The organism is Haloterrigena sp. KLK7, from assembly GCF_037914945.1.
In the GTDB taxonomy this organism is placed as follows: Archaea; Halobacteriota; Halobacteria; order Halobacteriales; family Natrialbaceae; genus Haloterrigena; species Haloterrigena salinisoli.
In genome coordinates, this window is sequence record NZ_CP149787.1 from 742,690 (window position 1) to 761,482 (window position 18,793).

22 protein-coding genes are annotated in these 18,793 nt (G+C 67.6%); 11 read left to right on the forward strand and 11 right to left on the reverse strand.

Annotated features, from left to right (window positions below):
• Both WD430_RS03560 and WD430_RS03565 read left to right on the forward strand, forming a co-directional pair.
• A complete protein-coding gene (locus WD430_RS03560) occupies positions 1–723 on the forward strand; it encodes a methyltransferase domain-containing protein (RefSeq protein ID WP_339104658.1) in 723 nt (240 codons plus the stop codon).
• Entirely contained in the window at positions 720–1,775 is a 1,056-nt protein-coding gene (locus WD430_RS03565; RefSeq protein WP_339104659.1) for a prenyltransferase, read from the forward strand. The genes WD430_RS03560 and WD430_RS03565 overlap by 4 nt, the downstream gene beginning before the upstream one ends.
• Positions 1,776–2,173: 398 nt before the next feature.
• Here the strand turns inward: WD430_RS03565 and WD430_RS03570 are convergent, their stop codons facing one another.
• From WD430_RS03570 to WD430_RS03580, 3 genes are all read right to left on the reverse strand, one after another.
• Positions 2,174–2,350 (reverse strand): hypothetical protein, encoded by a 177-nt coding sequence (locus WD430_RS03570; RefSeq protein ID WP_339104660.1) that lies wholly within the window; start codon positions 2,348–2,350, stop codon positions 2,174–2,176.
• 80 nt (positions 2,351–2,430) lie between these two features.
• A complete protein-coding gene (locus WD430_RS03575) occupies positions 2,431–3,177 on the reverse strand; it encodes a class I SAM-dependent methyltransferase (RefSeq protein WP_339104661.1) in 747 nt (248 codons plus the stop codon).
• Complete coding sequence (locus tag WD430_RS03580) at positions 3,174–4,265, reverse strand: hypothetical protein (RefSeq protein ID WP_339104662.1); 1,092 nt, start codon at positions 4,263–4,265, stop codon at positions 3,174–3,176. The genes WD430_RS03575 and WD430_RS03580 overlap by 4 nt, the downstream gene beginning before the upstream one ends.
• Before the next feature lie 213 nt (positions 4,266–4,478).
• Here WD430_RS03580 and WD430_RS03585 point away from each other — a divergent pair, with 213 nt between their 5' ends.
• A complete protein-coding gene (locus WD430_RS03585; protein ID WP_339104663.1) occupies positions 4,479–4,802 on the forward strand; it encodes a hypothetical protein in 324 nt (107 codons plus the stop codon).
• 87 nt (positions 4,803–4,889) lie between these two features.
• Here the strand turns inward: WD430_RS03585 and WD430_RS03590 are convergent, their stop codons facing one another.
• A complete protein-coding gene (locus WD430_RS03590) occupies positions 4,890–5,180 on the reverse strand; it encodes a hypothetical protein (RefSeq protein WP_339104664.1) in 291 nt (96 codons plus the stop codon).
• A 264-nt stretch (positions 5,181–5,444) separates the two neighbouring features.
• A complete protein-coding gene (locus WD430_RS03595; RefSeq protein ID WP_339104665.1) occupies positions 5,445–6,470 on the reverse strand; it encodes a zinc-binding dehydrogenase in 1,026 nt (341 codons plus the stop codon).
• Positions 6,471–6,612: 142 nt separating this feature from the next.
• On the opposite strand from WD430_RS03595, the gene WD430_RS03600 reads away from it, so the two are divergent.
• Genes WD430_RS03600 through WD430_RS03625 form a run of 6 tightly spaced genes read left to right on the forward strand, consistent with a single transcriptional unit; the run spans position 6,613 to position 10,828 of the window.
• Entirely contained in the window at positions 6,613–7,485 is an 873-nt protein-coding gene (locus WD430_RS03600; protein WP_339104666.1) for an ABC transporter permease, read from the forward strand.
• Positions 7,476–8,384 carry an ABC transporter ATP-binding protein gene (locus WD430_RS03605; protein ID WP_345786458.1) on the forward strand — a complete coding sequence of 303 codons (909 nt, stop codon included), beginning with the start codon at positions 7,476–7,478 and terminating at the stop codon, positions 8,382–8,384. Before WD430_RS03600 ends, WD430_RS03605 begins: the two co-directional genes overlap by 10 nt.
• Positions 8,385–8,405: 21 nt before the next feature.
• The gene (locus WD430_RS03610; protein WP_339104669.1) at positions 8,406–8,984 is read left to right on the forward strand and encodes a hypothetical protein; all 579 of its coding nucleotides are present in this window, start codon (positions 8,406–8,408) and stop codon (positions 8,982–8,984) included.
• A gap of 1 nt (position 8,985) precedes the next feature.
• A complete protein-coding gene (locus WD430_RS03615; RefSeq protein ID WP_339104670.1) occupies positions 8,986–9,282 on the forward strand; it encodes a transcriptional regulator in 297 nt (98 codons plus the stop codon).
• Between the two features lie 60 nt (positions 9,283–9,342).
• Entirely contained in the window at positions 9,343–10,086 is a 744-nt protein-coding gene (locus WD430_RS03620; RefSeq protein WP_339104671.1) for a molybdopterin-binding protein, read from the forward strand.
• Between the two features lies 1 nt (position 10,087).
• Positions 10,088–10,828, forward strand: coding sequence for a 5-formyltetrahydrofolate cyclo-ligase (locus WD430_RS03625; RefSeq protein ID WP_339104672.1), 741 nt, complete (start codon positions 10,088–10,090; stop codon positions 10,826–10,828).
• Between the two features lie 494 nt (positions 10,829–11,322).
• Here the strand turns inward: WD430_RS03625 and WD430_RS03630 are convergent, their stop codons facing one another.
• The 4 genes from WD430_RS03630 to WD430_RS03645 all read right to left on the reverse strand — a co-directional run bounded on the left by WD430_RS03630 (position 11,323) and on the right by WD430_RS03645 (position 14,858).
• The gene (locus WD430_RS03630) at positions 11,323–11,649 is read right to left on the reverse strand and encodes a CTP synthetase (RefSeq protein WP_339104673.1); all 327 of its coding nucleotides are present in this window, start codon (positions 11,647–11,649) and stop codon (positions 11,323–11,325) included.
• Positions 11,646–12,563: a glutamine-hydrolyzing GMP synthase gene (gene guaA, locus WD430_RS03635; RefSeq protein ID WP_339104674.1), complete on the reverse strand. Its 918-nt coding sequence runs from the start codon at positions 12,561–12,563 to the stop codon at positions 11,646–11,648. The genes WD430_RS03630 and guaA overlap by 4 nt, the downstream gene beginning before the upstream one ends.
• The gene (pyrG, locus tag WD430_RS03640; protein ID WP_339104675.1) at positions 12,563–14,257 is read right to left on the reverse strand and encodes a glutamine hydrolyzing CTP synthase; all 1,695 of its coding nucleotides are present in this window, start codon (positions 14,255–14,257) and stop codon (positions 12,563–12,565) included. The genes guaA and pyrG overlap by 1 nt, the downstream gene beginning before the upstream one ends.
• A gap of 175 nt (positions 14,258–14,432) precedes the next feature.
• Entirely contained in the window at positions 14,433–14,858 is a 426-nt protein-coding gene (locus WD430_RS03645) for a hypothetical protein (RefSeq protein WP_339104676.1), read from the reverse strand.
• A gap of 244 nt (positions 14,859–15,102) precedes the next feature.
• On the opposite strand from WD430_RS03645, the gene WD430_RS03650 reads away from it, so the two are divergent.
• Together WD430_RS03650 and WD430_RS03655 are read left to right on the forward strand one after the other, a co-directional pair.
• Entirely contained in the window at positions 15,103–16,005 is a 903-nt protein-coding gene (locus tag WD430_RS03650; RefSeq protein ID WP_407067144.1) for a PH domain-containing protein, read from the forward strand.
• Between the two features lie 26 nt (positions 16,006–16,031).
• Positions 16,032–16,406 carry a cyclophilin-like family protein gene (locus WD430_RS03655; RefSeq protein ID WP_339104678.1) on the forward strand — a complete coding sequence of 125 codons (375 nt, stop codon included), beginning with the start codon at positions 16,032–16,034 and terminating at the stop codon, positions 16,404–16,406.
• Between the two features lie 9 nt (positions 16,407–16,415).
• On the opposite strand, the gene WD430_RS03660 is transcribed toward WD430_RS03655, so the two are convergent.
• A complete protein-coding gene (locus WD430_RS03660) occupies positions 16,416–16,619 on the reverse strand; it encodes a hypothetical protein (RefSeq protein ID WP_339104679.1) in 204 nt (67 codons plus the stop codon).
• A gap of 84 nt (positions 16,620–16,703) precedes the next feature.
• The gene (gene infB / locus WD430_RS03665; RefSeq protein ID WP_339104680.1) at positions 16,704–18,503 is read right to left on the reverse strand and encodes a translation initiation factor IF-2; all 1,800 of its coding nucleotides are present in this window, start codon (positions 18,501–18,503) and stop codon (positions 16,704–16,706) included.
• Positions 18,504–18,793 lie beyond the last annotated feature (290 nt).

The following is an 18,793-nucleotide window of genomic DNA, read 5'->3' on the forward strand; positions in this document are numbered from 1 at the left end:
GTGGAGACGATCGACTTCGACCGGCTCACGCTGACGCCGGGGATGCGCGTCTTAGACGTCGGCTGCGGCGAGGGCCGACACGTCCACGCCGCCGCCCTCGAGAACGTCCGCGAGGTCGTCGGTATCGACCTCGAGCGATCGAATCTGACGGCGGCCCGAGAGGACTACGAGGCGTACATCGCCCCCGAGACGGACGTGCCGGTGGCGTTCGCGACGGGCGACGCGCTCCGACTCCCCTTCGAGGACGGCGCCTTCGACGTCGTCTGCTGTACCGAAGTCTTAGAGCACCTGCCGGACTACGAGTCGGCGCTGGACGAACTCCGGCGCGTCTGCAAGCCGGGGGGCACGCTGGCGGTGAGCGTTCCCCGCGAGGGGCCAGAGCGGGTCTGCTGGGCGCTCTCGGACGAGTACCATCAGGTCGAGGGCGGCCACGTCCGCATCTTCGACCGCGAGGAACTGCGCGAGGCGATCGAGCGGCGCGGCTTCCGGCGCACCGACGGCCACTTCGCCCACGCGCTGCACGCCCCCTACTGGTGGCTGAAGTGTCTCTGGTGGGACCGCGACGAGCGCGGCGAGGCGCCGCTTCCCCTGCGGGCCTACGACCGCTTCCTCGAGTGGGACGTCCTCGAGTCGCCCCGGCCGGTGCGACTGCTCGAGCGGGCGCTCGATCCGCTGGTGGGCAAGAGCGTCGTCTACTACTTCGAACTGGAGGGGCCAGCGTGAGCGACGGCTCCGGGCCGCGGTCGCTCGCCGACTGGGGCCTCGAGCCCGCGGTCGACTACATCGAGCGCGTCCAGCGCGCGGACGGCCTGATCCCCTGGTATCCCGACGGCCCCGCCGACCCCTGGGACCACGTCGAGAGCGCGATGGCGCTGTCGATCGCCGGCCGCCCCGACGCCGCCCGCCGCGCCTACCGCTGGGTGGGCGAGGCCCAACACGACGACGGGGCGCTGTGGGCGACCTACGGCGAGCCGGAGGACGGCGACGGTGCCCACGACGGCGACGAACCGCGCAAGGAGACGCATCGGAGCGCCTACGTCGCCGTCGGCGCGTCCCACCACTTCCTGTGTACCGGCGACCGCGAATTTCTCGAGATCCTCTGGCCGACCGTCCGCGACGCCCTCGAGTTCGCCTGCGATCACCAGGCCCCAACGGGCGAGATCTACTGGACCGTCGACCCCGACGGCGAGGTCTACGAGGACGCGCTGATCGCCGGCTGCGCCTCGATCTACAAGAGCCTGGCCTGCGGCGCCGGGATCGCGGACGTTCTCGGCCGCGCCGAGGTCCGCGACCGCTGGCTCGAGGCCCGCGCCGCCCTCGGCGAGGCGATCCGGAGCCGCCCCGACCGGTTCGACCGCACCTGGGAGAGCAAGTCCCGATACGCGATGGACTGGTTCTATCCCGTCCTCTGTGGCGTGGTGACCGGCGACGCGGCGCGCGAGCGCCTCGAGGCCGGGACGGAGCGCTTTCTCGAGGAGGGGCTGGGCTGTCGCTGCGTCGCCGACGAGCCGTGGGTGACCGTCGCCGAGTCCTGCGAACTCGTGCTCTCGCTGGCCGCGATCGGCCGAACGGAGCGCGCTCGAGAGATCTACGACTGGCTCTTCCGATGGACCGACGACGACGGGATCTTCTGGACGGGCTACCAGTTCGAGGACGAGGCGTTCTGGCCCGGCGAGCGGCCGACCTGGACCGGCGCGGCCGCGGTGCTGGCCGCGGACGCCCTTTCGGGGCTGTCCCCCGCGGGGGATCTCTTCACCGACCCGCGGCCGGAGTGAGATCGGATCGGTGACGCTCCTCGAGCCGGATACCGTTCGAACGCACTATTTGTCCGTGAACACTCTGAGCGCGATCCCGGCGAGTATCAGGGTCGCTCCGAGAACGATCCCCAACGGCGGCGGGAGCGGCGTGAACCGCACGAGTCCGACGAGGATGACGATAGTCGAGAGTCGAACCACGGGGTCCCTAGCACGAACGCACTGAAAAGGTCGCTGCGCGCGTTACGCAAGGGAACGTCGTCCGAGCGCGTCCCCGCGCGTCACTTAGGTGAGTTCGCTCAGTCCGTCCCCACGGACGCGTTCGCTCACTCCGTCCTCACGGACGACGGAATCCGTGCGAGTCCCATAGGGACAGCGCGGATGAGGAGGTGGGGAGTCGTACCTGGCGCGACTCACCGTCAGATAGCTGCATCGTCCACGACGAACTCAACGAGTGAAAGAACGACGAAGCCTCCCGCCAAGAGAACGCTTTCCAGGAATCCATACTGGAAGGGATAAACGGAGAGTCCGAGGAAAATCAACGCACCGATGAATGCGATCACGCTGATCAGAATCGTCTGCGTCATCTGCTCCATACGCCAGCTATGGGACTACAGTAAAAAAATGTGCGTCTATCAACCGATTCGCCGCCACCGACACGAGTTCGCGTCGAGCGCTATCGTGATTGCCGCCCGATTCCCGTATCGCAGACCACGCACGACTGTAATCCGTTTTCCTCGGTAAACCGATCGAACAGTCGCGAGAGCCGTACGTCGTGACTCGCCAGCACCCCGCCTGGCTCGAGGTGGGAGAGCGCCGTCTCGTACTCGAAGCGCATGTGGGGTAGCCGGTGGTCCGAGTCGTGCAGGAAGAGGTCGACGGGGCCGACGCTCTCGAGCAGGTCCGGCAAGACCGCCCGCGCGTCACCCCGATGCAGCTCCCAGCGCTCCCGACACCGATCCGGAATCAGATGGCCGTACTCGAAGGGGCCGGGCGGCCCGCCGGGGAGGTCGACCGAATGCAGCGTCCCGCCGCCGTTGGCCTCCATCGCCGCCAGCACGTGCGCGTCGAACGAGCCGAACAGGACGCCCGTCTCGACGGCGGTCTCGACCTCGAGGGCACGACAGACGACGTAGAGCGTCACCCCGTCGCGCCAGTGAGTGGTGTTGGTCGCGACGCCGGCATCGTGGATCTCAGCGACGCGGTCGGCGTAGGTCTCGTGGAACCACTCGAGGGCCTCGTACTCCCGTTCGTATTCGCGCAGTTCCGCGACGGAGGCTGGAAGGACGCCCGCCAACCGCTCGGCTCGCTCCTCGGTCTCGCGACCGTAATCGAGACGGCGGCGCTCGAGGCCCAGCCGTGCCGTCCGGAGCGCGTAGACGGCGTCCCGCAGGCGACCGGGTAGCGGGTCCGTCGCCGTCACCGGTACCCCAGCGCCTCGAGGCGCGATTCGACGTCATCGTCGCCGTCGCGCTCGTCGCTCGCGCGGCCGCCCGCGCCGTCGCGGTCGCCACCTTCGCTGATCGCGTCCGGGAGCGCCGGGTCGCAGGTCCCCCGATCCACCCCGTCGCGGACCACCCACGGGACGCGTCGCACGGCGGGCACCGGCGTCCCGGGCGGGTGCGACCAGACGCCGAACTCGCCGAGGGCGTTACCGTGGTCGCTGGTCATCGCGACCCGGCCGTCGCAGTTCTCGAGCAGGCGCGCGACGTCGTCCAAGACCCACTCGAGGTTGTCCCGGTAGGCCCGCCAGACCGCCTCGACGGAGAGGTCGCCGTCGCGGACCCGCAGCCAGGGGTCGTTCGTCGAGCCCTCGTCGTCGTCGGCCTCGGCGAAGGCCTCCAGCGCCTCCCGTTCCTCGGGCGTGAGGTCCTCGAGGTCGAGGTCCGCGTCGTCGCCCTCGACGTCCCCGCCGTCGGTGAACTGGCCCCAGTGTTCGATGTCGGCCGAGCCGAAGAACCACTCCGGCTGCGATCGGAAGGGCGCGTGGGGCTGCATGTAGTGGACGAGGACGCGATCGACGCCGAGCTCCTCGCGGCGGCGCCAGATCGCGACCGCGGCGTCGGTCAGCGACTCGGGCGGGATCGTCGAGATGTCGTCGTCGACCCAGTCGTCCCGCCAGGCCTCGTGGAAGACGCCGAAGTCGGCGTCCGAGAGCGGTAACACCTCGTCGGAGGTGACGAGGATGTGTTCGCAGGACTGCGAGGAGAAGGGATTGCCGGTCACGTAGGCGGTTCGATCCATCTCCGCCCGGTGTGCGGGCGCGAAGGTCCGGTCCATCCACTCGGCCGACTGCGAGCCGACCGACCACAGCGAGTCGACCCCGTCTGGCCCCGGCAGCGTCTCGTGGCCGGCCGCGGCCGCCTCGCGCATGAGATCGAGGCGACAGCCGTCGAGAACACAGCAGACGTCCCACTCGCGGTCCCAGACGGCCGTCGCGGGCACGAGCCGCGAGAGCGCGCGGCCGAGACGACCGGTCGCGATCGGTTCGGATAGCCTCGCGAGATCCATCGGCGTCGGCTCCTGTCTACTGGCTCGAGGCGATTCTGTTAGTAGCTTTTGATCGGCGAACCGACCGGTCGCCGACTCGACGGTCGGCCGTCGCCGCCGAGCGTCGGCTCGAATCGCATCCCGAGACGGAGATATGTGATGCGGTAACAAGGCTTATAATATATCAGTTCGTAGCGTTGGCTGAGGACCGACGAAACAGGTCCGTGTGACGTAATGAGTTCACAACCACCGGAAACCGAGACGCACGAAGTCACGCTCTCCAGAGACGAGCAATGGGTCGTTCACGCCGTCCTCGTCGGGTATATCGACGATTCCCTCGACGAGGACGAGACGCCGCCGGCGTGGGCGCTCGAACTGCTCGAAGCGATCGAAGCCAGTGACGGCACGGAAGTGTTCACCGGGCTTCAAACGCGACGACTCGCCGACGTGATGGACGACTATCTCGGGCGCGAGGAGATTCCGGATCAGGACTACGTCCACGGATCGGACGTCGCCGACCGACTCGAGGGCCACCTCGAGTCCCCCGGGACGGCGTAGTCCGTCCCGATCGACGGCTCGAGGTAGCGGCGACGACGCGCACTTCGGTCGAGTACGTATTTTTCGAGACGGAATGCGAAGCCGGCGTCAGGGACGGGTCGTTCCCCAGACGGCGGTAAGGGCGAGGAGCACTGCGGGGAACAGCGGCAGGCTCAGCAGTGCGAAGCGGTAGCCGACGTCCGGCGGCCAGAACGTGATCGCCACCGGTGCGACGATGAACGTGACGACGATCATGCCGACGACGACCCAGCCGCGCCAGTCGAACTCCCGGTCGACCGCGTCGGGATGAGGCGGGTCAGCGGCCGACTCGGTCTGCGTCCCGTCCTCGTCGAACGCGGCCGGATCGTGGACGTAGCCGCCCTCGTCACTCGAGGTCATACGCGGCGCTTCCGAGGCTATGGTGAAAGCCCTCACGGTTCCGGACGGATTTCGCGACGACCGAATTTGTTCGGCCTGGAACTCGAAAAATTGAGACGGAGAGAGTGGGGCTGCTATCGCGGAACGGGGATCGTGGCTCCCGCTTCGACCGATTCGCTCGAGCAGTGTCGTCGGCTCCCCTCACCTGCTCGGTCGGCCGACAGCGCGCGAGAGCGCACCGGTCCGGAGCGGTCTTTCTCAGTCTCTACCGAACGGGAGTCGCGTCTACAGTTCGCTGTCTGGCCTCACGACGACCTTCCCGAATCCCTCCCGGTTCTCGATGATCTCGTGGGCGCGGGGCGTCTCGCTCATCGGCAGCTCCTCGCGGATCGCGGGCTCGAAGGTGCCGTCCCAGACGAGGTCCATCACCTCGTCGACCTGGTCGGGCGTGGCCATCGTCGAGCCGATGATCTGGAGCTGTTCCCAGAAGATCCGCGGGATGTCGGTCTCGGGGTTCCCCCCACCGGTACCGCCGCAGGTGACCAGCCGGCCGCCCTTGGTGAGGCTCTTCAGCGAGTCCTGCCAGGTGGGCGCGCCGACGTGTTCGACGACGACGTCGACGCCGCGGCCGTCCGTCTCCGCTAAGACCCAGTCGGCGAAGTCCTCCTCCTCGTAGTTGCAGACGTGGTCGGCGCCGTGCTCGCGGGCGTAGTCGAGTTTCTCCTCCGTACTGCCGGTCGCGTAGACCTCCGCGCCCGCGTAGTCGGCGATCTGGAGGGCGGCGTGGCCGACCCCGCCGCTGGCGCCCAGCACGAGGACCTTTTCGCCGGCCTCGAGGTCGGCGCGGTCGATCAGCATCCGCCACGCGGTCTGGAACACCAGACAGCTCGAGCCGGCGACCGCCCAGTCGACGTCCTCGGGGACGGGGATCAGGTTATCTTCGGGGACCGCGGCGTACTCGGAGTGGACGCCCTGGACGTGCTCGCCGATGATGTGGAACCGGGGATCCAGCGTGGGATCGTCCATCCGCAGGTCGCCGACTCCGGCCGTGACGGCGACGCGGTCGCCTTCCTCGAAGCGAGTGACGTCGGCGCCGACCTCCTCGACGACGCCGGCGGCGTCGCTGCCCGGAACGTGGGGCATCTCGAGGTCGATCCCCGGCATTCCCCGTCGCGTCCAGATGTCGAGGTGGTTCAGCGCCGCCGCCTTCACGTCGACCAGCACCTCGTCGCGGTCGACCTCCGGGTCCGGATACTCCCCGTACTCGATGACGTCGGTGTCGCCGTGCTCGGTGATCTTGACTGCCTGCATACTCGCGTATGACGGAAACTCCGTCCATAACAGTTGGGCTACCAGCACGCCGTCGGCGGTCGACGCTCGGACTTTGTGACACAAAGTAACTTTGTGACGGAAACTATTATGTGCTGAGAACGTGTCAGCAGTAATAAGAATAATGTCAACGGAGACACACGGCGGTCGCGACCCGACCGACGACCTCGAGGGGAGCCGACGGGGGCGAGACGTCCGGCGCTGGCTCGCACAGGCGAGCGCGTTCACCGGACGGAGCATACAGGAGGTCCGCAACAGCTGGCTGATGCTGGGCTGGGTGATCGCGTTTCCGGCGATCATGTACCTGTTTTTCGTCGCACAGGGAACGGAGGGGCCGGCGACGGCCGACGCGATCACATCGATCGGCATCGGCGTCATGGGCGCGCTGTTCGTCTGTCTCTACCTCTTCGGCGACCAGCTCGCGGGCGACCTCGAGGACCGTCGGTACGCGGCCTACCGGTCGATGCCGCTGTCGCCCGCGGCCGATCTCGCCGGACGGATGGCCGCCGGACTCGTCCTCGCGGTCGCCGCGTTCGCGGCGACGATCCTCGCGGGGGCGGCGACCGGCGCCGAGTACGGGCTGCGCGGGCCCGAGTCGATCCCGATCGTCGCCGTCGCGGGGCTGCTGACCTGCGTCTTCTGGATGGTCGTCGCGATCCCGATCGTGCTGGCCGCCGACAACGAGCGCGTCGCCGAGTGGCTGACGTCGATGGTCGCGGTCGGCGCCTTCGTCCTCACCGGCTTCAACGGCGCACTGGCCGAGCTCTCCCCGATCGAGGGCGAGGTGCTGAACTACCTCCCGAACACCCTTCCGACGCGGCTGCTCGTCTACCATCTCGTCCCCGCCGAAAACTGGGCCGAACTCGGCGCCGCGCCGCCGGCGATGCCGACCGGCCTCGAGTTCGTCGCCCTGCTGGCCGGCTACGCGATCCTCGCGCTCGCCGTCGGGACGGCCCTGTTGAACCGGTACGGCTACGACCGGGGGTGGTGGCCGTGAGCGACGCCGTCGTCACCGCGACCGGCGTCCGGAAGTCCTTCGACGAGGAGGGCGTCCTCGAGAACGTCGATCTCACGGTCGAGGACGGCGAGCTGCTGGTACTGATGGGGCCGAACGGCGTCGGGAAGTCGGTGCTGCTCTCCTGTCTGGCCGGCAGCGACCGCCCCTCGAACGGTTCGGTCTCGGTCCTCGGCGAGCCGGCGACGGCCCGCACGGACACGACGAGTTTCCTCCTGCAGGACGCGCTCTGCCACGAGAAGCTCACCGGCCGGGAGAACGTCGCGTTCTACGACCGGCTCCACCCCGACTTCACCGACGCGTGGCGCGACTACGTCGAGCGGTTCGAAATCGACGACGCCCTCGCAAAGCCCGTCGAGGACTACTCCGGCGGAATGAAACGCAAGCTCGAGCTCTCGATCGCGGCGAGCATCGACGTCCCGATCTACCTCCTCGACGAGCCGACCGCCGCGCTGGACCTCACGACGATCCAGACGGTCCACGAGCTGTTCCGCGAGAAGCGGGCCGCGGGGAAGACGCTCGTCGTCGCCAGCCACCGGCCGATGGACGCCGACGTCGCCGATCGGATCGCCTTCCTCGCCGACGGCGGTATCGCCGCGACCGGCACGCCCGACGAGCTGCTGGCGTCGCTGCCGGCGATCGTCGAGACGGGCACCGCGCACACCGGCGAGCTGACCGACGCGATCGCGGGCGAGCCCTACGCCGTCGCCGGCAACGTCCGCGGATTCCTGCCGGCCCGCGGCGACGTGGACGACCGCGACGGGGCGGCGCTCGTCACCGAGACGGCCGCCGCGGCCGGCATCGAACCGGACGCGCTCGAGGTCGTCGAGCCGACCTACACCGACCTCTTTAACTACTACACGAACGCTGATGCGAACTAACGCTCGCGGGAGGTGACCACGATGACCGACGAAAGGAGAGACGTCGATCCGGCCGCTCTCGAGGCGGAACTGGCCGAGATCAAGGGAGCGATCGGACTCGCCGAGGACCACCCCTACTGGTGGCGGTTCTGGCTCGTCGAAGGGGTCGGTGCCGGGCTCTGTTTCACGCTCATTCAGTTCTGGTTCCGCGGCGGTCCCCGCCTGTGGATCCTCGCCGCCGTCGCCGGCCTGCTCGGTCTCGAGACGCTCGTCAAACGGCGAATCAAGGCGGCCTACGAACCGCCGACGAGGGGACTGCACGATACGCGGCTCTGGCTGCTCGCCGCCCTCGCCGGCATCGGCGCCGTGATCGTGGGTCTCCTCCCGGTCTTCGATGCGCTCGGCGACCGGAACGCGATCCGGCTCGCGCTGGTCTCCGCGGGGGCGATCGTCGGCAGCGGCTACATCTATATGGGCCAGTTGCTCGGCGCGTACGACATCCGCGCGATCGACCGCTACGCGTTCTACGCCGGCGGCGCGTGGATCCTCGTCCTCGCGGCCGTCATCCCCCACGTCCCCGCCGCCGAGGGCTGGGAGTACGCCGTCCTCGCCCGGCGCTAACATGGAACTCGACAAACTCGTCCACCAGCCGACCCGCCTTCGCATCTTCGCCCACCTCTACGCCACCGGCGAGACGAGCTTTACGGAACTGACCGAGGAACTGGAAATCACCGAGGGGAACCTCGCCACACACATCGAGCGGATGGAGGACGCCGACTGCGTCGCCGTCGACAAGGAGTTCGTCGACCGCAAGCCGCGGACCAGCTACCGGCTCACCGAGCGCGGCGAGGAGCTCTTCGAGGACCACATCGAGACGCTCGAGGCGCTGATCGACGGCCTCGAGACCGACGACGCGTAGCGGTCCGCGCGTGAGGGCGGGTGGACAGCGTTTTACCCGCCGGCGCTCGAACGACGGGACATGACCGAGACGGACTCGAGCGAGGACCGGGAGACCGAAGGGACCGAGGAGGCCCCGGAAGCGCCGCCGGGGGAAAATCGCGACGCGGACGAGCAGCGATCCGACGAGAGAGACGAGATCGACGGCCGCACGCTCGGCGTCAGCGTCGTGACGATCGCGACGGACCGGTCGCTCGAGTCCGACCCGGCCGGCGAGGCGATCGTCACGGGGCTGAAGAAGGCCGACCACGAGATAGTCACGCGGGAGCACATCGGGAGCGAGCACGACCGCGTCCAGTCGATCATCTCGCGGATGCTCGACCGCGACGACATCGACGTCATCGTCACCGGCGGGTCGACCAGCGTCGAACCCGGCGACGTCACCGTCGAGGCCGTCGAACCGCTGCTCGGGAAGCGGCTGGCCGCGTTCGAGGACCTGTTCACCTCGCTGGCCTACGAGGCGGTCGGCACTCGCGTCATCGCGGCGCGGACAATTGCCGGCGTCACCGAGGGAACGCCGGTGTTCTGCCTGCCCGGGAACGAGGACGCGGTGCGACTCGCCCTCGACGAGATCATCCTGCCGGAGATCCACAACCTCGTCAGCCTCGCTCGCGAGGACATCGCACAGGACAGGTGGGCCGTCGACGAAGCCGCGCTCGAGGACGGCGAGGCGACCGAGGACGAACGCGAGACCGAGACGACGGACGCGGACGAGAGCGAGCCCACCGAGGAACCCGCATCCGAACCCGACGACGGAGGCGAGTGAGATGGGCGGTTCCGATACCACCGAGACCACCGACGGCGTCGACAAGGAGACGATCCGCGAGCGCGTCTGGGACGACCTCGAGGAGAGCGGCGAGGCGCGGTTCCCCTTCCCGCCCCACGGCCGCATCCCGAACTTCGCCGGGGCGGACGACGCCGCCGGCCGCCTCGCAGAGCAGCCCGAGTGGGCGGACGCGACGACGATCAAGGCCAATCCCGACGCGCCACAGCTGCCCGTCCGGCGGCGCGCACTGCGCGAGGGGAAGACCGTCTACATGGCCGTCCCGCGACTCGCCGACGAGGAGTGTTTCCTGAAACTCGACCCCGACGTCCTCGAGGACTACGACGCGGCGACGACGGTTTCGGGCTCGTCGAAACACGGCGAGCGGGTCGGTCCCGACGCGGTCGACGAGATCGATCTGATCGTCTCGGGGAGCGTCGCCGTGACCGGTGACGGCGGTCGAGTCGGCAAAGGAGAGGGGTACAGCGACCTCGAGTACGCGATCCTCCGGGGGCTGGACCTCGTCGACGACTCGACGACGGTCGCGACGACGGTCCACGAACGACAGCTCGTCGACGACGCCGTCGCGATCGGCGACCACGACGTCTCGATGGACCTCGTCGTCACGCCCGAGCGGACGCTCCGCCCAGAGAGCCGCGCCCAGCCGACGGGGATCGACTGGGAACTGCTCGACGGCGAGCGTCTCGAGGAGATTCCGGTCCTGCAGCGGCTGCAGCCGTCGTAGTCCGATTGGAGGAATCAGCGACGTCCGCGGTCGTCACTGCGAGTGCGAAGCGCATCGAGAACCATCTCGAGGGCCGGAAAACGCCGGCGCCTCGAGTGCCAACCGCAGGTGGAGACGCAGGCGGGTGCAAGGCCTGCGTCGGTACCGGGAATCGGTACGGTGTGGCAGTGGTGGGGGAAGGGTGCTGTGGGTGGATTGGAAGTCACGGGAACAGGCGGTGGATGCCTCGGTGGGGTCTGCCCGTCGACCTCCATCTATCGATAGCCGCGGAAGCCACTTCAACGGGGGCGATGGTATTCGACGGTTATCCCGGATTCCGGCGGTTTCAATCCCAGTTTACGCGGTCGATATCGCCCTCGAGAGCGTTTATCACGTGGCTCCTCGAGTCAACGAGCAGTTATCCGAGACTGATCGGTTCGCGTACTGGTCCGAAGCCGGCGTGAACGGCGACGGTCCGAGCAGAACTACGGGAACGGGTCGATCGCCGCCGGCAGTTAGCCGGTCAGTTCGTCGGCGACGATCGCGGCGTCCATCAACTGCGGGTCGACGGCGAGGTCGAGCTGGCCCTTGACGAACTCCGGCACCGTGTCGCGGGCGTAGACGACCGTCCGAACGTCCTCGGAGAGGTCACAGACGATCGGGATCGTCGTCGCCTGCCCGATGTCGGTCAGGACGTAGAGGTCGGCGTCGACGATCCCGGCTTCCTCGAGGGCGGGCCGCGAGATGACGCCGTTGAGGCGGGCGACGGTGGCCCCCTCCTCCTCGAGGGCGGCAGTGATGTCGTCCTCGTCGGGGCCGGCGACGATTACGTCCATGCTCATTCGTACTCGATCGTTGCCGGGGGTTTGTGAGTCACGTCGTAGACGACGCGGGCGACGTTGTCGTTCTGGCCGGTGATTCGCGACTGAATGCGCTGGAGGGTGTCCCAGTCGATCTCCTGTGCGCGGGCGGTCATCCCGTCGCGGGACTCGACCGAGCGAACGGAGACGACCCAGCCGTGAACGCGGTTGTCGCCTTTCACGCCCGTCGCCTTGCCGATCACGGCCGCGAGCGCTTGCCACGGCTCGTACTCCTCGAGTTCCTCCTCGACGACGTGGCAGGCGTGGCGGGCGACCTCGAGTTTCTCCTCGGTGACCTCGCCGATCACTCGCACCGCCAGGCCGGGGCCGGGGAACGGCATCCGCTCGGCGACGATCTCGTCCAGACCGAGGTGGCGCGCGACCTCGCGGACCTCGTCCTTGTAGAGGTCGCGGACGGGTTCGACGATCCCTTCGAAGTCGACGACCTCCGGCAGACCGCCGACGTTGTGATGGGACTTGATCCCGCCCTCGCTCTCGATGCGGTCGGGGTAGATCGTCCCCTGGACGAGGTAGTCCGCGTCGGCGTCTTTCGCCTCGCGCTCGAACTCGCGGATGAACTGCTCGCCGATGATCTCGCGCTTCTCCTCGGGGTCGGTCACGCCCTCCAGGGCGTCGAGGAACCGATCCTTGGCGTCGACGATCCGCAGCGACTCCATGTAGTCGAAGGTCTCGCGGATCTGGTCGGTCTCGCCCTTGCGCATCAGGCCGGTGTCGACGTAGACGGGCGTCAGTCGGTCGCCGATCGCCTCGTAGGCCAGCGCCGCGGCGACCGACGAGTCGACCCCGCCGGAGAGCGCGATGACCGCGTTCTCGTCGCCGATTTCGTCGCCGATCTCTGCAACTGCCTCTGGAACGAACGTCTCGGTGTCTACCATCAGTGGGTTACCTCCGTTTCCGCGTCGGTGTCAGCGTCTTCGTCTGCGTCTGCGGACTCCGCGCCGTCCGCATCGGGCCCCTCGAGGACGGCCTCGACCAGCCCGAGGAACGGCGGACTGGGCTGGCCGGGACGGGACGTGTACTCGGGGTGGAACTGCGTCCCGAGGAAGTAGGGGTGGTCCTCGAGTTCGAGGATCTCCATCCGGTTGCCCGCTGTGCCGGAGAAGACGAGCGGTTCGTCCTCGAAGGCGTCGAAGTACTCGGGGTTGACCTCGTAGCGGTGGCGGTGGCGCTCGCTACAGGAGGTGTCGCCGTACAGGTCGTAGGCGAGCGTCTCGGGTTCGATGACGGTCGTATGCTCGCCGAGTCGCATCGTCCCGCCCATGTCCTCGACCTCGTACTGTTCGGGCAGGATGTCGATGACCGGGTGGGGCGTGTCCTCGACCATCTCGGCGGAGTGGGCGCCCTCGAGGCCCAGCACGTTCCGGGCGTACTCGACGACGGCCATCTGGAAGCCGAGACAGAGCCCGAGGAACGGAACGTCGTTCTCGCGGGCGTAGCGGACGGCCTCGATCTTGCCCTCGGAGCCCCGCATCCCGAAGCCACCGGGGACGATGATCCCGTCCATTCCCTCGAGTTGGCCCTCGTGGCCGTCGGCCAGTTCGTCGGCCGGCACCCAGTGGCGCTCGACGTCGACGCCGACCTCGAAGCCGGCGTGCTTCAGCGACTCGTGGATCGACATGTACGCGTCCTCGAGGTCGTACTTGCCGACCAGCGCGATGTCGACCGTGCCGCTCTTCTCGGTGGTGACGATCTCCCGCCAGTCGTTCGCCCGCTCTCCCTCGGGCAGGGCCTCGTCGGCCAGCCCGAAGTGTTCGAGGACGTACTGGTCGAGCCCCTCTTCTTCGACCATCAGCGGGACGTGGTAGACGTCCTCGACGTCGGGGTTCGAGAACACCGCTTCCGTGGGAATGTCACAGAACAGCGCGATCTTCTCCTTGGTCTCGGGGTCGAGGCGGTCCTCGCAGCGGCCGACGATGATGTCGGGCTGGAGGCCGATCGAGCGGACCTCCTTGACCGAGTGCTGGGTCGGCTTGGTCTTCTGCTCGCCGTTCTTCGAATAGGGAACGAGCGTGACGTGGGTGAAGAGGACGTTCTCCTCGGGTTCCTCGTGGGCGAACTGGCGCAAGGCCTCGAGGTAGGGCATCCCCTCGATATCACCGACGGTGCCACCGACTTCGATGATACAGACGTCAGTGCCTTCGGCGGCCTCCCGAATGCGACGCTTGATGTCGTCGGTGATGTGGGGGATGATCTGGACCGTCTTGCCCAGGTAGTCGCCGGCGCGTTCCTGCTCGATGACGTGCTGGTAGGTCTTCCCCGTAGTGATGTTGTGATCCGAGGTCATGTCGATATCGAGGAACCGCTCGTAGTTCCCCAGATCGAGGTCGACCTCGCCGCCGTCCTCGAGGACGTACACCTCCCCGTGTTGGTAGGGATTCATCGTCCCCGCGTCGACGTTCAGGTACGGGTCGATCTTCACCGCGGTGACGTCGAACCCGGCGTTCTTGAGGAGTCGGCCGGTGCTCGCGGCCGTAATCCCCTTGCCGAGTCCCGACATGACGCCGCCGGTGACGAAGATGAACTTGTTCCCCAGCGAGGGGTCATAATGAGTGTCCGATTCCGTCGGCATACCGAGTGTGCGCGCGACCGGTTGAAAACGATTTCGGGACCGCACCGCCTCCGACAGGCGTTGTCATCCCTCGAGTACGGGACCGACCGCTCGACCGCTGGCTCCCCGGCCCACGGTCGCCGAACGGGGCCGATGACCCGTCCCGTACTCGAGGCGACGTCTAGCGAATCGGGGCCTACGGTTCGTCGTCCATGGGCGCCTTCCCCTGGGGATCGTCCTCCTTGGATACTTTCCCCTCGGCTTCCTCCTCTCGTACTTCCATGTCTTGTACTTCGACGATCTCGGCCTGATCGATGAACTCGATGCCGCCGCCCATGCGCAACTGGAGCGTCTGCCCCGGCAGGTCCGGATCGTCCTCGTCGGTCGGTTCCTGCGGGACGGAGACGGCGGTGACCCCCTCGATCGTGACGGAGCGGCGCTCGATCGGGTCGCCCTCGTACTCGATCGTATCCCACGTCTCGACGTCGAACTCGTCCATGTCTTTGCCGAAGTAGTCCTCCGCGTCCGGGTTGACCGCGTCCTCGGTCTGGGACTCGCCCGTCGTCCTGTTATCGTCGAACTGGACCTCCTCGTGTTTGTACTGGCGGAGATGCACGAGCATAGTGGGTGCCACCAGCAACACCCAGTTAATGCTTTTAGTGGGAGGTTCAACCGTTTCATAGGTGCCGCGGAGGGATCGCCGGTCGAAACGGCGGATACTCGCCGACAGCGATCGCACCGATGGCGAACTCTCGTCGCGTCCGCGATAGTGCGACTCGAGCCCGTCGGTCTCCGGACCGATGCGTTAGCTATTCGTCACGTCCGCATTTATTTTATACCCGGCGTTCGTAGTACACCAACGTATGGTGGCGTCTCACGAACGACGAACGGCCCTCGAGTTCGACGAGCCGGACATCGGCTTTCAGGCCGGGTTCGGGTTCTACCTCGGTCTCGTCGCGGCCGGCGTCGCGGCGATCGCGGGGCTCACGGCCGGCACCGCTACCGAAACGCTGCTCGGGATCCTGCCGACGACGGTGACGGCGGTGGCGATCGTCGGCCACATCCTCGCGAGACGGGCCCACGGCCTGCCCGAACGGATCGGTCGGAGCCGACGGCGCCGGCTGGCGTGTTACGCGCCGCCGATAGCGTTCGCGGCGGCGCTGGCCGTTCCGCTCGTCGCACCGCTCGAAGCGTCCGGTCGGTTCGTCGTCGTGACGCTCGCGGTGACGGTCGTGACCGGCGTCGCGGCGTTCGGGGTCGATCGGATGGCCCGCAACCGGTACATCGACGCGATCACCGCCGACGAACCCGTTACGACCTGGACGTGGCAGCGGACCGGCTTCGCCTCCGGCGAGACCGTGTTCGCCGTCTGTATGATGATCACGATCGGCGGTGGCCTCGCCATGGCGTGGTCGGGGTCAGTCTACGGCCTGTTCATGGCCGCCTACGGCGTCTTGCTCTACGGCATGGATCGGTTCGATCTGGGCGACGAATGGAGCGCGTTCGATCCCGCCGAGCAGTGGAACCCGCCGACCATCCGCGCTCACGAGGCGGGGCTCGTCCTCGAGCGATCCGCCTCGAACGCGTTCGTCCCGTGGGACGACATCGCGGACGTCCGGCTGACCGACGACGCACTCGTCCTCGAGCGCCGGTGGCTCGACCTCCGCTGTGACCGCGCGACGATCGACGACCCCGAGTCGGTGCTCGAGGCAATCCAACGCGCTCGCGGGCGAGCGGACGCGACGCGGCGGACGGACCTCGCGGATTGAAGGGACGTCCGTCCGTGGACCCTCGCATGACCGATCTCACCGTTACCGTCGGCGATCGAACGCTCGCGGCCGACTGGACCGACGACGCCCCCGAGACGAGAGCAGCGCTCGAGGCGGCCCTGCCGGTCGCCGGCGACGCCGTCCGCTGGGGCGACGAGTTGTATTTCGGCGTCTCGCTCGACGTCCCGCCAGAAAACGCCCGCGAAGTCGTCCCTGAGGGCGCGGTCGCGTACTGGCCGACGGGCGAGAAACTGTGTCTGTTCTGGGGCGAGACGCCGGCCAGCGTCGACGGGGAACCGCGGGCCGCCGCGCCCGTGACGGTCGTCGCGCGCGTTACCGAGACGAAGCCGCTGACCGGTCTCGAGGGCGGGGCACGGATGCGACTCGAGCGCGCGGAGTGAGTTCCGTCCTCAGGTGCGATTCCGCGGCGTCCGTCCCGGCGTCCGCACTCGACTACCGGTTCTCGAGAGGAGCAGCCACTGGGGAACGCCCAGCAGCGCGAGTAACGCGGCAGCGCCGAGAGAGACCGCCGCCGAGTCGATCGCGAGCCCGTAGAAGAGCGCGGTCCCGAGCGCGACGTACGACGTGGCGAGTATCCAGACGATACGGTTCATGAGAGTCATAAGGAAGACGTCACAATAAGGGTAGCGGCCCGTCGGACGTCGGTTCCGCCGGGGTCGGCCGACTCCGCGCCGTCCCTACTTGCCCCAGAACGGGTCCCGGTTGCGCTGCTTGTCGAGGTACATGTTCAGCGCCTCGAGTTCGTCGGCGGGGATCTCGTCGGCCAGTTCCTGCTCTAGGATCTTGGCGTGTTTCTCGGGGATCTGGATCCAGAGCTCGTCGTCCTCCTCGATCTGGCGGCCGACGGTCGGTCCGTCGATGGCGACCGAGACGCGGTTGCCGGCCCGGGCCTCGTCGACATCCTCGCCCTGTTCCTGAATGCCCTTGATCTGGCCGACGCGTTCGGGCTCGTTGCCCTCGAACTTCACGACGTTGGCGTTGTTCTGGACGGTCCCGGAGTTGACCTCGACGCCGACGACCGCGGGGTCGTTCTGGCGGAACGTGTGATCCGGCAGGATGCGGAACCGCGCGGGCCGCGAGATGTTCTCGAGGATGGTGTCCTGCTGGGCCTGCTCGATCCCCTCGACGTACTCGTCGTACTCCTCGACGAGCTGGTAGATGACCTCGTCGGTGAAGATCGTCACGTCGTCGGTCTCGGCGCGGTGCTCGGCGTCGGAGAGGACGTCGACGTTGAACCCGAGGATGACCTGCTGTTTCGGGTCCTCGGCCGTCGACGCGACCGAGATGTCCCGCGGCGCGACGTCGCCGACCTCCGCGCGGACGATCGGCACCTCCGCCTCGTCCAGGGCGTCGGCCATCGCCTCGAGGCTCCCCAGCGTGTCGGCCTTGACGACGACCCCCTCTTCGGCGGTGTCGACCGCGATCGAGGCGAGTTCGGCCTGGACCTCCTCGATGACGTCCTCGAGATCCCGGTCGCGGACGACACGGACCGGCGCGCCGGCCATCGCGTCACCGAGTTCGGGCGCGGCGACCTTGATCCCGGCCGCGGCGCCGACCTCGTCGACGTTCTCGAAGCGGCTCTCGGTTCGGATCTCCGCGAGCGGCCGGGGCTGGAGCAGCGCGCGGACCTCGGTGACGATCGGATCGTTCTGGCCGCCGACGACGATCGTGTCGTCTTCCTTGATCGTCCCGTCGTAGAGGACGATGTCGACCGTCTTCCCGAACCCTTTCTCCTCTTTGACCTCGAGGACGGTGCCGACGCCGGGGCCGGAGACGTCGATCTCCATCTCCTCTTTCATGTACCGCTGGGAGAGCCCCATCATCACGGTCAGCAGGTCAGGGACGCCCTCGCCGGTCATCGCCGAGACGGGGACGACACCGACGTTGCGCTGGAAGTTCTGGACGCGCCAGTAGAGGTCGGCGGAGAAGCCCTCGTCGCTCAGATTGCCGATGATCTCGTAGAGTTTCTCGTCGAGTCGCTGGCGGACGCGGTCGGACTGGTCCTCGTAGGTGTCGTTGATCGGCGTGTCCTCGTTCGGGTCCCAGCCGGGGACGGTGTCGATCTTGTTCGCCGCGACGATAAACGGCGTCTGGGAGCGCTTGAGGATGTCGAGGGCCTCGAGGGTCTGGGGCTGGAAGCCGTCGTTGACGTCGACGACGAGGATGGCGATGTCGGCCAGCGCGCCGCCCCGGGAGCGCAGCGTCGTAAAGGAGTGGTGGCCCGGCGTGTCGATGAACAGCAGGCCGGGCAGGTCGAAGTCGTCGGGGTCGACGAGGTCGCCCGCGATCGTGGAGATGATATCCAGCGGAACGGCCGTCGCGCCGATGTGCTGGGTAATCGCGCCTGCTTCACCCTCGATCACTGCGGAACCGCGTATTTTGTCGAGGAGACTGGTCTTGCCGTGATCGACGTGTCCGAGGACGGCGACGATCGGAGTTCTGAGAGATGTTGGGTCGTGCGTATCCGTATTCGACATGGTGAACCACCCGAGAAGGTCTTATCTAAGAGGTCGGTAGAGCGGTAGTTAAACCCATCGTCATCCGCGCTGTTCTCGCCGGTCTGACTGGTCGCTCGACGCGAAACTGAGTCCGTCCGAACCGGCGCCGATCGGACGTCCCTCGAGCGGCTATCGAACCGGAACCGGGTCGCTTCGAACGGGCCCGGCTCGAGTCGAATCGCCGTTCGGCGGTCTCGCTCGAGCGGCGCGACGATGGCGGAAACGGCGGCTCGCTACCGACCCCGTGGACTTTAATACCGATTAGTAAG